Raw genomic sequence first — 12,942 nt, forward strand, 5'->3', positions numbered from 1 at the left:
CATGCGCTTTCGACTGACCCGTGACCAGGAGGCGGTCCGCCAGGGCATGCGGGAGCTGCTCGGGCGCCGGTTCGACGGCGCGGCGCTGCGGGCCGCCGCCGACGGCGGCCCGGTGCGTCTCGACCGGGCCCTGTGGCGGGAACTGGGGGCCGCCGGGTTCTTCGCGCTGCGGCTGCCGGAGGCCGACGGCGGGGTCGGACTCGGGCTGCCGGAGGCCGTGTTGGTGTTCGAGGAGGCGGGGCGGGCGCTGCTGCCCGGACCGCTGGTGGCCACCCACCTCGCGGCGGCCGACGTGCCCGGCGCGGCCACCGGGGAGGCCGTGGTGGCCCGCGTGGACGGCGGCCTGGCGGAGTGGCTGGCCGAGGCGGACGCGGTGACGGGGGACGCGTCGGGGGCCGTACCGGTGCGCTCCGCGGACCCGCTGACGCCCCTGCACCGCGTCCCGGGACCCGCCGCCGCGGTGCCCGACCCGGTCGCCGTGCTGCTCACCGCCGCCGAGCAGCTCGGCACGGCCACGCGCGTGTGCGAGCTGGCCGTGCAACACGCCCGCACGCGCGTGCAGTTCGGCCGGCCCGTCGGGGCGTTCCAGGCGGTGCAGCACCTGTGTGCCGAGATGCTGGTGCGCGCCGAGACCGCGCGGGTGGCCGTCTACGCCGCCGCCGTGACCGCCGACCCCGTGGACGTCGCGGCGGCCCGGCTGCTCGCCGACGAGGCCGCATTGCGCGGCGCGCGGGACTGTCTCCAGGTGCACGGCGGGATGGGCTTCACCTGGGAGTCGGAGGTGCATCTGCATCTGAAACGGACATGGGTGCGGGCGCAGCGTGCCGGATCGAATACGGAGAGTGAGGAAATGCTTGCCGCGGAGCTGCTCGGTTGAGCGTTCGAAACGGCTTCGACCTGCGGAATCATGGGTTCGGACGGTCGAGATGTCGCGGATTGTGGCATACCGGAGTCACTGAGCGTTGATACCGGGTTGTGTCCAACGCGTGACTCGTCACGGCCTGGAGTCGGCTGTCCCCTCGGGTACCTTCTGTGGGATGCGAGTGGTTCCGAGGACGAGCCATGCCGGCGGAGCCGTCGAAGCGGCCCCGCCGCTCGTGGTGCGCACCGCCGCTCGCAGGGCGGTAAGGGCTTGCGCCCCCGCTTGTTCGACTCCCCGCCACGAGCGTCGCACAGTATGCCGTAGGCGTACTCCTTCGCGCTGGAATATGCCCGAAGCGCTTGTTGGGGTGACTGTACGTCAACCATGCTGTCTCGTAAGGGAATCACGTTCCGTGACCCTTGCTCTGGCCGTTGTTCTGGCCATGCAGAAAATGGCTACGATCGTGGCCCTCGTCGTGCTTGTCGTCGCGGCCCTCGCCGCGGCGCCCGGTCGGCGCGGGTTCATGTGTCCGCCGGTTCGGATGGTGTGAGCGGTGCAGGTGCTTCAAGTGCAGCTGGAGATCCGGCCCGACCCCGCGGAGGTGGGGCGGGCCAGAAGGTGGGCCCGCTCGCGCCTCGCCGGGTCCGGTATAGCGGCGGACGAGCCGCTGGCCGAGACGCTGATCCTGCTCGTCTCCGAGCTGGTCACCAACGCCGTGGTGCACACGGGCTGTCCGGCCGTGCTGCGGCTCTCGCTGCCGGGCACCGACCGGGAGGGCGCCGACGGCTCGGTCACCGTACGGCTGGAGGTCGCCGACGCCAGCGACCGCGCGCCCGTGCCGCGGTGCGCCGACGGCGACGCGACCGGCGGCCGGGGCCTCGCCCTCGTCGACGGGCTTGCCGACCGCTGGGGCTGGAGCCCCGAAGGCGCCGGCAAGCGCATCTGGTGCGAACTCGACCGCTGTTCGGAGACCCGGCAGGGCGCGGCGGTGGCGTACGGCGGCGGTCTGGCCTCGTACGAAGGGCTGGCCTTCGAGGCGGTGTGATCCCGGTGTGCGGCCATGCGCCGGGGTTTGCATCCGTGCGCGCCCATGGTGAACCGGGGCATAAGTCGTAAAACCCCGAACGGGTGTTGACGCCTTGTGACCGTTTGCTCACGCTTGAGGTCTGCGATTCGCCGCGAGGGGACGGCGAGGGTCTGGGTGACGGACGCCCTCGTCGAGTGTGGGTCGAGTCGGACGGCGGCGTGCGGGACCGGGCTCGGGGCGGGCCGGTGCGCGCAGCCGTCCGGATGCAGGGGGGGGAATGGGGGAGAGCCGGTGTCACGCCCCTTCGGGTGTGACACCGGCTTCCACCGGGACGGCCGCGGTGCTCAGAGGACGGCCACGGGGGCGACCGGAGTGCCCGTCGCCCCGACGAACGGCTCGGGCATCGCCGACAGCAGGAACGCGTACCGGCCGGTTTCTCCACAGGCTGTGGACAACTCTTCGAGGTTCCAGTTCTGCCCCTGCAGCATCCCCATCTCGACCAGGTCCAGGGCGTGCACGGGCAGCCACAGGTCCTCGATCTCGGGCGGGAAGATCTCGAACGTCAGGGTGTCGTTCGCCACGGCGGCCACATCGCGCGCGTGGAACCACTCCGGGGTGTGCACCGACAGGCCCGGCGACGGATAGCCGTACCCGTGCTTGTCCCCGGCGAGGTACACCTGCACCTGCCCGGTCCGTACGAGGACGATGTCGCCGCCGCGCACGGTCGTCCCGGCGAGCTCCTCGGCCGCGTCCAGGTCCTCCGGGGTGACCGCGTGGCCGCCCGCCAGCCGGTCCACGCCACGCGCGCGTGCCACGTCGAGGAGCACCCCGCGCGAGACGATGTGCCGTGCCGTGGCGATCCCGCTGAACTCCGCCCCGCCGTGCGCGGTCACGGTCTCCGCGGGGCGGCCGTTGTACAGCTTCCCCGAGTGCGACACATGGGTGAGTGCGTCCCAGTGGGTGCCGGCCTGCAGCCCCATGGTCACGGCGTCGTCGCTGCACGCGACCGTCCCGGGGCCGAACAGCTCCTGGTTGATCTGCACCATGGCGTGCAGCGGGTTGACCCGCCCCGGGATCATCCCGGTCTGCACCCCGTCCTCCCGCAGCGGCAGGGCCAGCGGCACCCGGCGCCCGGTCCGCACCGTCGCCGCCGCCTCCCGCACCACCTCGTCGGTGATCAGGTTCAGCGTGCCGATCTCGTCGGCGGCGCCCCAGCGCCCCCAGTTGTTGACGCGCTTGGCGATGTCGTGGAACGCGGGATGAAGCGCCGGCAGTGACATCTGGGTCCTCCCCAGGCCTTGTGTCCGCACATCTGACGGGTCATAAAATCTAACGGTCCGTCAGAAACCGCGGGAAGGGGCCGGGCGTGGGGAACTTCTTGGCAGGCAAGGTCGTCGCCGTGACGGGTGCGGGGCGCGGCATCGGACGGGCGGTGGCGCTGGCGGCGGCGGCCGAGGGGGCGAAGGTCGTCGTCAACGACTACGGCGTCTCGGTCGACGGCGCCTCGCCCACCAGCGAGGTCGCCGAGGCCGTCGTCAAGGAGATCGGGGCGGCGGGCGGCGACGCGGTCGCGGTCGCCGACGACATCTCCACGATGGCCGGCGGCCAGCGGGTCGTGGACACCGCGCTGTCGTCGTACGGCCGGCTCGACGGGGTCGTGTGCGTGGCGGGGATCCTGCGCGAGCGGATGCTGTTCAACATGGCCGAGGCGGAGTGGGACCCGGTGGTCGCCACCCACCTCAAGGGCACGTTCACGGTGTTCCGCGCCGCGTCCGCGGTGATGCGCGCCCAGCGCGCCGGCACGCTGATCGGCTTCACCAGCGGCAACCACCAGGGTTCGGTCTCGCAGGCCAACTACAGCGCGGCCAAGGGCGGGATCATCTCCCTGGTCCGGAGCGCGGCGCTCGGCCTGCACAAGTACGGGGTGACCGCGAACGCGGTGGCGCCGGTGGCCCGGACCCGGATGTCGGCGGGCGTGCCGACGGAACTGACCGAGATCGGCGAGCCGGAGGACGTGGCCGCGTTCGTGGTCTACCTGCTGTCGGACGCGGCGCGGGACGCGGGGGTCACCGGGCAGGTCTACACGGTGGCCGGACCGAAGATCGCGGTGTGGGCCCAGCCGAGGGAGTTGCGGGCCGCGTACGCCGACGGGGGCTCCTGGACGCCGGAACGGATCGCGGCGGCGCTGCCCGGGAGCGTGGGGACGGATCCGATGCCGATGCTGGCGCGGCTGGCGGCGATGGAGGCCGCCGCACGAACGGGAAGCCGGCCGAACGCCTGATGGGCAGGGGGGTGCGGTATGTGCGCGGGTGCGGCGCCGCGGGGGTTGTTCGCGCAGTTCCCCGCGCCCCTTGGGGCGGTTGCCCGCGTCGGTGTTCGCAGGCGCCCTCTGCCCACTTCCCTCTTCTCTACGCAGCTCTGGAGGTCACCGTGGATTTCGGCGTAGCGCCGGAGGACGAGGTGTTTCGCAGTGAAGTGCGGGACTGGCTCGGTGCGCATGCCGCATCGGGTGTGGACCGGCGCAGTTGGGAGCGGGCCCTCGGGGCCGACGGGTGGATCGGGCTGGGGTGGGCGGAGGGCGGGTACGGGAACCGGACCGCCACGCTCACCCAGCAGGTCGCCTGGGCCGAGGAGTACGCGCGGTCGGCCGCGCCGCCCCGCTCCGGGCACATCGGGGAGAACCTGTTCGCCCCGACGCTCATCGCGCACGGCAGCCCGGAGCAGAAGGCGAGGTTCCTGCCGCCCGTCGCCGCCGGCGAGGAGCTGTGGTGCCAGGGGTACAGCGAGCCCGGCGCGGGGTCCGACCTGGCCGGGGTGCGGACCGCGGCCGTCCGGGAGGCGGACGGCTACCGCGTCTCCGGGCAGAAGATCTGGACCTCGCTCGCGCACGAGGCCGACTGGTGCTTCGTGCTCGCGCGGACCGAGCCCGGCTCGCGGCGTCACCACGGGCTGAGCTTCCTGCTGGTGCCCATGGACCAGCCGGGCCGCGTCGAGGTCCGCCCGATCCGGCAGATGACCGGCACCAGCGACTTCAACGAGGTCTTCTTCGACGGCGCGCACGCGCGCGCGGAGCACGTCGTCGGCGGCGAGGGCAACGGGTGGCGCGTCGCCATGAGCCTGCTCGGGTTCGAGCGCGGGGTGTCGACCCTGGCACAGCAGATCGGGTTCGCCGAGGAGTTGGGGCGGGTGGTGCGGGACGCGGTCGAGAGCGGGGCGGCCGACGATCCCGTCGTACGGGACCGGCTGGTGCGGCAGTGGGCCGAGTTGCGGGTGATGCGGTGGAACGCCCTGCGGACGCTGGGGAACCCGGCCGCGGAGCCCGGCGCGCCCAGTGTGGCCAAGCTGCTGTGGGGCGGTTGGCACCAGCGGCTCGGTGAGCTCGCCGTGCTGGTGCGGGGCGCCGCCGCGAGCGTCGGCCCGGCCGGCTGGTCGGCCGCCGCGCCGTACGAACTGGACGCCGCCCAGCACCTGTTCCTCTTCTCCCGGGCCGACACCGTCTACGGCGGCTCGGACCAGGTGCAGCGCACGATCATCGCCGAGCGGGTGCTCGGTCTGCCGAGGGAACCGAAGGGGGTCGAGTCGTGATGCGCGGAGTCGTGTTCAACGGGAAGCAGGTGCAGGTCGTCGACGACCTGGACGTACGGGAGCCGGGCCCGGGGGAGGTGCTGGTCGCGGTGTCGGCGGCCGGGCTCTGCCACAGCGACCTGTCGGTGGTGGACGGGACCATACCCTTCCCCGTTCCCGTGGTGCTGGGTCATGAGGGCGCCGGCGTCGTGGAGGCCGTGGGTGTGGGCGTCACCCATGTGGCACCGGGGGACCATGTCGCGCTGTCCACGCTCGCCAACTGCGGTGCCTGCGCCGACTGCGACCGGGGGCGGCCCACCATGTGCCGCAAGGCCATAGGGCGACCGCAGAAGCCGTTCCTGCGGGGTGGCCAGGCCCTGTACCAGTTCGCGTGCAACTCGGCCTTCGCGGAACGGACGGTCGTCAGGGCCGTGCAGGCGGTGCGGATCCCGAAGGACATCCCCCTGACGTCGGCCGCCCTCATCGGGTGCGGGGTGCTGACCGGTGTCGGCGCCGTCCTGAACCGCGCCCGCGTCGACCGCGGCGACACCGTCCTGGTCATCGGCACCGGCGGGATCGGCCTGAACGTCATCCAGGGCGCGCGGATCGCGGGCGCCCTGCGGATCGTCGCCGTGGACGCCAACCCGGCCAAGGAGGAGGCGGCCCGGCAGTTCGGCGCGACCGACTTCCTGACCTCGACGGAGGGCGTGAAGGACCTGCTGCCGACCGGGGTGGACCACGCCTTCGAGTGCGTCGGCCGGGTCGAACTGGTCCGGCAGGCCGTCGACCTCCTCGACCGGCACGGCCAGGCCGTCCTCCTCGGTATGCCCGCGGCCACCGCCGAGGCGTCCTTCGTCGTCGCCTCCATGTTCCTCGACAAGTCCATCCTGGGCTGCCGCTACGGCTCCTCGCGCCCGCAGCACGACATCGCCCGCTACGCCGGCCTGTACCGCCAGGGCAGCCTGCTGCTGGACGAACTGGTGACCGAGACGTACCCGGTGGAGGACTTCGAGAAGGCGCGGGCGGACGCGGAGGCGGGGCGGGTGGCGCGGGGGGTGCTCACCTTCTAGGGGGCGAGGCGCGCACGGAGTTGTCCACAGCCCCGGGAAAACCCCTCGGCGTTGTCGGTCCCGCCGCCTACCGTCGTCCCATGACCTACCGCGATGTCGCGTCCCGGCAGGTCCTGGCCTGGGCCGGGACTGCCGTGGGTGCCCGGATGCCGGTCGCCATGGCGCCGTTGGCCCTGGTGTTCCTGGTGCGCGAGCGGCCCGGCGGCTACTCGCTGGGCGCGCTGCTCGCGGCGGCCTATGTGATCGGCGAGATCGTGGCCGCGCCCGTGCTCGGGATGCGGCTGCGTCCGGAGCGGGCGCGGGCACAGCTGGCCGCCGGACTCGCGGTCGGCGCCGTCGCGTTCGCCGGGCTCGGCGGCTTCCCGACCGCGCCCCCGGCCGTCCTCGCCGTCCTCGCGTGCGTCGCCGGTGCCGCGCCGGCCGCCGCCACCGGGGGCCTGCGCACCCTGCTCACCGCACTGGTCCCGGAGCGTGCGGCGGCACAGGCGCTGTCCGTCGAGTCGATCCTCACGGCGGCCGTGTGGGCCGTCGCCCCGGCCGCCGTGGCCGGCCTGGCCCTCGGCGTCGCGCCCGGCGTCCCGTTGTGGCTCGCGGCCGCCCTCATGGCCTCCTCGGTGGCCGGGCTGTGGCTCCTGCCGGCGGCCTGGGGCATGGGCGCGGGCGAGCACGCGGAAGCGCCCCTCGCACGCGTCCTGGCCGGCGCCTGGCCGGTGTACATCACGGGCGCGGCCAGCATGACCCTGCTCGGGCTGTCCGAACTCGTGCTGCCCGCCCTGCTCGAACAGCGCGGGATCGGCGTGGGCTGGTCGGGCCCGCTGCTGGCCGGGATGGCGGTGGGCGGCGGGCTCGGCGCGTTCCTGCACGGCCTGCGCGCCTGGCCGGGGCGGCTGCGCACCCACAGCGTGCTGCTGATGGGCGGTACGGCGGCCTGTGTGGCGCTCGCGGCGCTGATACCGCACACGGCCGGGATCGCGCCCGTGCTCGTCCTGGGCGGCATGCTCCAGTCGGCCGCCATGCTCACCCGCAACCTGGCGCTGCGCGCGGTACTCCCGCCGAGTGCCCTGGCCGCCGGGTACTCGGTCATGTACGCGGCCGCGGGCGTCGGTTACGCCGCGACCGGGTCCCTCGCCGGTGCGCTGCTGCGGGTGGTGGCACCGTCCACGGCCGTCCTGGCCGGGGTCGGGGTGACCCTGACGCTCAGCGCGCTCGGCTGGTGGGGCGAGGTGCGGCGGGCCGGGAGGTCAGCGCGTGGCGCCTACCGTGCCGGGGCCGTCGCCGGTGCCCGCCCCGGTGCGGAAGGTACGGCGGTACGCGGTCGGGGTGACGCCGAGCGTCGTCTGTAGGTGCTGGCGCATCGACTGGGCGGTGCCGAAGCCGGCGTCCCGGGCGACCTGGTCGACGGAGAGGCCGGTGGACTCCAGGAGGTGGCGGGCGCGTTCGACGCGCTGCTGGGTGAGCCACTGGCCGGGGCTGACGCCGGTCTCCTCGCGGAAACGGCGGGTGAAGGTCCGTACCGACATGGCCTCCTGCTCGGCCATGTCGCGCAGCTGGATGGGCTCGTGGAGGCGGCCCAGCGCCCAGGCGCGGGCGGCGGTGGTGGTGGCGACCTGGGGGTCGGGGACGGGGCGGTGGATGTACTGGGCCTGGCCGCCGTCCCGGTGCGGGGGGACGACGGTGCGGCGGGCCACCTCGTTGGCGACGGCCGTGCCGTGGTCGCGGCGGACCATGTGCAGGCACAGGTCGATGCCGGCGGCCACCCCGGCGGAGGTGAGGATGTCGCCGTCGTCGATGAAGAGGACGTCTGCGTCCACCTCCAGCCGCGGGAACAGCCGCTGGAGGTGGTCCGCCTCGGCCCAGTGCGTGGTCGCCGGGCGGCCGTCCAGGTAGCCGGCGGCGGCCAGCACGTAGACGCCGGTGCAGATGGAGGCGAGCCGGGTGCCGGGGCGGATGTGGGCGAGGGCGGCGGCCAGTTCGGGGGTGAGGACGCCCTGCTCGAAGACCGGGCCCAGCTCGTACGAGGCCGGGACGATCACGGTGTCGGCGGTGGCCAGCGTCTCCGGGCCGTTGGGCACGTGGATCGCGAAGTCGGCGTCGGTGGCGACCGGGCCGGGCGGGCGGACCGAGCAGGTCACGACCTCGTAGAGATGACGCCCCCGGTCGTCCTTGGGACGGCCGAAGATGCGGTGCGGGATGCCCAGCTCGAAGGGGAGCAGGCCGTCCAGGGCGAGGACGACGACACGGTGCGGGCGGAAGCCGGGGTCACTGCTCATGGCCCGATCCTAGCGAATGCTGTCCTCCTGGCCACTCGATGGAGGGAACCCGCGGCCGGATATTTGTGGCGTGCCCCAGACAAGCGCAGCCGCAGCCGCCCCCGCCGAGGACTCGGAGGGCTCGAAGCCGACCCGTTCACCGCGCATCCACCGCGCCTGGTTCGTCGCCGCCGTCACCTTCGTCACGATCATCGGCGCGGCCGCGTTCCGCTCCCTGCCCGGCCTGCTCATCGACCCCCTGCACACGGAGTTCGGCTGGTCGCGCGGCACGATCGGCGCGGCGGTCTCCGTCAACCTCGCGCTGTACGGGCTCACCGCGCCCTTCGCCGCCGCGCTGATGGACCGTTTCGGCATACGGCGGGTGGTGGCCGTCGCGCTGACCGTGATCGCCGTCGGCTCGGGCCTGACCGTGTGGATGACGGCGGCCTGGCAGCTGATGCTCTGCTGGGGCCTGCTGGTCGGCCTCGGCTCCGGCTCGATGGCGCTCGCCTTCGCGGCCACGGTCACCAACCGCTGGTTCACCACCCGCCGAGGCCTGGTCAGCGGCATCCTCACCGCGGCCTCCGCCTCCGGCCAGCTGATCTTCCTCCCGCTCCTCTCCTGGATGGTCGAGACGTACGACTGGCGCCCGGCCGCCGTCACCGTCGCGCTCGCCGCCCTCGCGGTCGTCCCCTTCGTCTGGCTGCTGCTGCGCGACCACCCGGCGGACGTGGGGCAGAAGCCGTACGGCGCCACCGAGTTCGTGCCGAAGCCGGCGCCGGTCACCGGAGCCGCCCGCAGGACCCTCGGCGTGCTGGCCTCCGCCGTCCGCACCGGGCCCTTCTGGCTGCTCGCCGGGACCTTCGCGATCTGCGGGGCGTCCACCAACGGCCTGGTCCAGACCCACTTCGTGCCCGCCGCCCACGACCACGGCCTGCCGGTCACCACGGCGGCCTCGCTGCTCGCGGTCATCGGCGTCTTCGACGTCGTCGGCACGATCGCCTCCGGCTGGTTCACCGACCGCTTCGAACCGCGCCGCCTGCTCGCCGTCTACTACGCCCTGCGCGGCATCTCGCTCCTCTTCCTGCCGATGCTGCTGGGCCCGGCGGTCCACCCCTCGATGATCTTCTTCATCGTCTTCTACGGCCTCGACTGGGTCGCCACCGTCCCGCCCACCCTGGCCCTGTGCCGGGAGCGGTACGGCGACGACAGCGCCATCGTCTTCGGCTGGGTCCTCGCCTCCCACCAGATCGGCGCGGCCCTCGTCGCCTGGCTGGGCGGCGTCGCCCGCGACGCCTTCGGAACGTACGACATGGTCTGGTACGCCTCCGGCACCCTGTGCGCGGCGGCGGCCCTGATGGCCCTGCTGATCCGGCGCCGGCCGGTGGCGGCGGGGGCACTCGGCGCCGTGAACCGGGCGGTGTCAGCGGCCTAGGGCAGGAACCCCGTCGGCATGGACCGGCCGTACAACTCGTCCAGGCCGATCAACAGCGCTCCGCTGCGCGTCGCCTCGGCGCGCAGAGCTTCGCTGAAGCCGGCCGCACTGAAACAGGCCAACCCGCAGTGCGAGGTGTCCATGCCGCGCCCGGCGAGCAGTTCCCTCGCGCGTGCAAGGCGTTCGAGGTGGTTGACCCCCATGACCGTGCCCCACTTCGCCTCGCCGAGCAGCGCGACCGACGGGCGGTTTGCTCCGGACCCCTGCTCGACGACGGCTACATCGACCTGGATCTGCCGACGTTCCTTCGTATCGGTCACAACGCCGCTGCCCACCTCACCCAGAGACGTGCTCAGCAGGGTCCGCCCGGGCCCCAGGACGTACTCACGGCACATCGCCTCGAAGTGCGGACCGGCCACCTGCGCCGCGAAGCGTTGGCCTGCCTGCGCCCACACCTCGGCGGCCTGACCCGCTTCCAGCCGGGCCCAGGCCGGACGCATGACGGCCTCGTAGAAGGTGATCAGGGGCTCGGTGATGCGGTACTGGGACTTCCCGGCCCGGAAGATGTCGGCCTCCCGCATCAGAAGATGGCTGTCCTCCAGGACGTTGAGCGGGTGCGAGATGTCGACGGACTTGCGGCCGATGTAGCTCGCGATGCCTCCACGCGTGGTGTTGCCCTGCGCCACGGCAGCCAGCACCGAGTGGTACAGCGCCGTGTCCCGGATGTCGGCCTCCTCGGCAAGCAGGTAGCGGGCCTCCCGGAAGAGGGGACTGAACGGGGAGAGAACCGTCCGGCAGATCCATTCGTCGAAGCCGTCCAGATCGGCGGGGACATCGTCCGCCAGGAACTGGCGGCGGTAGGCCGGGGTGCCGCCGAGGACCGCGTGCAACCGGGCTGCCAACGCGGGATCCGTGGCGACACCCCAGAAGTCCGCCGCCGCCCGATAGCCGAAGGGCCGTACGACGAGTTCGAGCTGGGCCCGCCCCCGCAGCGGCGCACTGCTGGCCAGCAGTCCGCCCATGACGGACATCGCCGAGCCGCACAGCAGCAGTCGCATGCGGCTCTCCTCCACTTGGCCCCGGTCGATCGCGCGCTGGATCAGGGAGGGGAGTTCCGGAGCCGCCCGCACGAGATACGGGAACTCGTCGATGACCGCGAGAAAAGGGGAGTCAGGTGCCTGGCCACCGGGTGTCCGGGCACCGGTGGAGAGCCCGAAGAGGTAGGTGACCGCGTCGTCCCAGGAGGCGAACGAGAAGGGCACGGGCGAGCCCACGTGTTCGGCCAGGGCGGCGCTGAACTGCCTCAGGGACTCCGCCTCGGTGGCGTCGGTGGCCCCGAAGTAGAACCCGCCGCACTGTTCGACGAGCGCCCGCAGCAGATACGTCTTCCCCATACGGCGCCTGCCGCTGAGGACTCCGAGCGCGGCGTGCGGTACGGGCCGGTTCGCGAAGGCCGTGAGTGCGTCCCACTCGGCGCCCCGGTCGAAGACGCGTGACGGCTTGGCCGGCCTCGGCTGCTGCATGACCACTCCCGGGGTCTCGCTACCCTTAGGGATACACTTCTAAGGAGTGTATCCCTAATGACTCAAATGCCGAGGAGGCCCCCGACGGCGAGCGCCGGCGTCGCCACCCCGAACTCCTGGCCGATGAGTACGTTCCCCAGGCCGCCCCGCCCCGGTACAAGGCGTCCGGTCTCGAGGGACGGCGCCGTTGGGAGGGGCTGTGGGAGGCGCAGCGCTGGGAGGAGGGCGAGGGGTATGCCGATGGTGAGGTACCCGCACCCGGTAACGCCGCGCTTCACGTCGGCGGACTTCCTCAGGCCCTTCTGCTGGAGGCGGCGGGAAGTACGACATGCCGAGCGAGCGTTTCATCTCGTTCGGCCTTGCGGCTGCTCAGGGCACGCGTGGAGCAACTGCCCCGGATCACAGAGCCCGGGGCCGAACCCGCCGCTCACCCGAGAAGGGGGAGGAGCCTCTTGGCAGCCTCTACACCGAACGCCTCAACCGTCTCGGCCTGTCCGGGGACGAAGTGATGTCCTGGCGTCCTGTCGGTCCGAAAAGTGGCAGGCCGCCCAGGGGTGCCTGACCGGCTAAAGGAAGCGTCCTTTGTGGAACAGCAGCGGCGCCCGGTCCGGGTCCTCGCCCGTGCCCAGCGCGGTCACCCGGCCCACCACGATCAGGTGGTCGCCGCCCGTGTGCACGGCGTGGACCGTGCAGTCGATCCAGGCGGCGGCGCCGGTCAGCCGGGGGGAGCCGGAGACCGGGGCCGGGTCGTGGGTGACGCCGGTGAACTTGTCGGTGCCGCTCACCGCGAAGGCGCGGCACAGCTCGCCCTGGCCCGCGCCGAGGACGTTGACGCAGAAGACGCCGGCGCGGGCGATCCGCGGCCAGGTGGCCGACGTGCGGCCGACCATGAAGCAGACCAGCGGCGGGTCGAGGGAGAGGGAGGAGAAGGACTGGCAGGCGAAGCCGGCCGGGGAGGACTCGCCCTCGGCGGCCGGTGCGGTGATCACGGTCACCCCGGTCGCGAAGGTGCCGAGCACGCGCCGGAACTCCGTCTGGTCGACCGGCGCCCGCTCGTCCGCGCGCACGCACCGCAACTCCGGGCGCGGCAGCGCCTCCACGGGCCCCGCCGCGGGAACCGACCTCAGATAACGGACGGCAGCCGCGGCTGCCCCTGCGTGTCCCATCACCTCTTCATTGAAAGTGACGGGGCATCAGATGGGAAGGGGCAGG

The 12,942-nt window shown here is 73.0% G+C and carries 11 protein-coding genes; 7 read left to right on the plus strand and 4 right to left on the minus strand.

Annotated features, from left to right (window positions below):
- The first annotated feature begins 1 nt into the window (after position 1).
- Positions 2-877, plus strand: a complete 876-nt coding sequence (locus ACGF5O_RS20900; protein WP_393811341.1) for an acyl-CoA dehydrogenase family protein — start codon at positions 2-4, stop codon at positions 875-877.
- A gap of 553 nt (positions 878-1,430) precedes the next feature.
- A complete protein-coding gene (locus ACGF5O_RS20905; protein ID WP_362591765.1) occupies positions 1,431-1,907 on the plus strand; it encodes an ATP-binding protein in 477 nt (158 codons plus the stop codon).
- A gap of 326 nt (positions 1,908-2,233) precedes the next feature.
- Here the strand turns inward: ACGF5O_RS20905 and ACGF5O_RS20910 are convergent, their stop codons facing one another.
- Positions 2,234-3,169, minus strand: a complete 936-nt coding sequence (locus tag ACGF5O_RS20910) for a cyclase family protein (protein WP_393811342.1) — start codon at positions 3,167-3,169, stop codon at positions 2,234-2,236.
- Between the two features lie 86 nt (positions 3,170-3,255).
- Between ACGF5O_RS20910 and ACGF5O_RS20915 the strand changes: the two genes are divergently transcribed.
- The 4 genes from ACGF5O_RS20915 to ACGF5O_RS20930 all read left to right on the plus strand — a co-directional run bounded on the left by ACGF5O_RS20915 (position 3,256) and on the right by ACGF5O_RS20930 (position 7,866).
- On the plus strand, positions 3,256-4,170 hold the full coding sequence (locus ACGF5O_RS20915; RefSeq protein WP_393811343.1) for an SDR family NAD(P)-dependent oxidoreductase: 915 nt from the start codon (positions 3,256-3,258) through the stop codon (positions 4,168-4,170).
- A 149-nt stretch (positions 4,171-4,319) separates the two neighbouring features.
- Complete coding sequence (locus ACGF5O_RS20920) at positions 4,320-5,474, plus strand: acyl-CoA dehydrogenase family protein (protein WP_393811344.1); 1,155 nt, start codon at positions 4,320-4,322, stop codon at positions 5,472-5,474.
- Positions 5,474-6,523, plus strand: a complete 1,050-nt coding sequence (locus ACGF5O_RS20925; RefSeq protein WP_393811345.1) for a Zn-dependent alcohol dehydrogenase — start codon at positions 5,474-5,476, stop codon at positions 6,521-6,523. The genes ACGF5O_RS20920 and ACGF5O_RS20925 overlap by 1 nt, the downstream gene beginning before the upstream one ends.
- 80 nt (positions 6,524-6,603) lie before the next feature.
- Entirely contained in the window at positions 6,604-7,866 is a 1,263-nt protein-coding gene (locus tag ACGF5O_RS20930) for an MFS transporter (protein WP_393811346.1), read from the plus strand.
- Here the strand turns inward: ACGF5O_RS20930 and ACGF5O_RS20935 are convergent.
- Entirely contained in the window at positions 7,765-8,793 is a 1,029-nt protein-coding gene (locus tag ACGF5O_RS20935) for a GlxA family transcriptional regulator (protein WP_393811347.1), read from the minus strand. The genes ACGF5O_RS20930 and ACGF5O_RS20935 overlap by 102 nt on opposite strands.
- A gap of 70 nt (positions 8,794-8,863) precedes the next feature.
- Between ACGF5O_RS20935 and ACGF5O_RS20940 the strand changes: the two genes are divergently transcribed.
- On the plus strand, positions 8,864-10,207 hold the full coding sequence (locus ACGF5O_RS20940) for an MFS transporter (RefSeq protein WP_393811348.1): 1,344 nt from the start codon (positions 8,864-8,866) through the stop codon (positions 10,205-10,207).
- On the opposite strand, the gene ACGF5O_RS20945 is transcribed toward ACGF5O_RS20940, so the two are convergent.
- Both ACGF5O_RS20945 and ACGF5O_RS20950 read right to left on the minus strand, forming a co-directional pair.
- Positions 10,204-11,730, minus strand: coding sequence for an ATP-binding protein (locus ACGF5O_RS20945; protein ID WP_393811349.1), 1,527 nt, complete (start codon positions 11,728-11,730; stop codon positions 10,204-10,206). The two genes, ACGF5O_RS20940 and ACGF5O_RS20945, sit on opposite strands and share 4 nt — an antisense overlap.
- A gap of 566 nt (positions 11,731-12,296) precedes the next feature.
- A complete protein-coding gene (locus ACGF5O_RS20950; RefSeq protein ID WP_393811350.1) occupies positions 12,297-12,896 on the minus strand; it encodes a flavin reductase family protein in 600 nt (199 codons plus the stop codon).
- Positions 12,897-12,942: the final 46 nt, after the last annotated feature.

This window comes from Streptomyces sp. NPDC048291 (genome assembly GCF_043201715.1).
GTDB lineage: Bacteria > Actinomycetota > Actinomycetes > Streptomycetales > Streptomycetaceae > Streptomyces.

Coding starts and splice junctions, on each gene's coding strand:
- ACGF5O_RS20925 (WP_393811345.1), top strand. CDS start 5,474: ATGCGCGGAGTCGTGTTCAACGGGAAGCAGGTGCAGGTCGTCGACGAC.
- ACGF5O_RS20950 (WP_393811350.1), bottom strand. CDS start 12,896: ATGGGACACGCAGGGGCAGCCGCGGCTGCCGTCCGTTATCTGAGGTCG.
- ACGF5O_RS20900 (WP_393811341.1), top strand. CDS start 2: ATGCGCTTTCGACTGACCCGTGACCAGGAGGCGGTCCGCCAGGGCATG.
- ACGF5O_RS20945 (WP_393811349.1), bottom strand. CDS start 11,730: ATGCAGCAGCCGAGGCCGGCCAAGCCGTCACGCGTCTTCGACCGGGGC.
- ACGF5O_RS20910 (WP_393811342.1), bottom strand. CDS start 3,169: ATGTCACTGCCGGCGCTTCATCCCGCGTTCCACGACATCGCCAAGCGC.
- ACGF5O_RS20930 (WP_393811346.1), top strand. CDS start 6,604: ATGACCTACCGCGATGTCGCGTCCCGGCAGGTCCTGGCCTGGGCCGGG.
- ACGF5O_RS20935 (WP_393811347.1), bottom strand. CDS start 8,793: ATGAGCAGTGACCCCGGCTTCCGCCCGCACCGTGTCGTCGTCCTCGCC.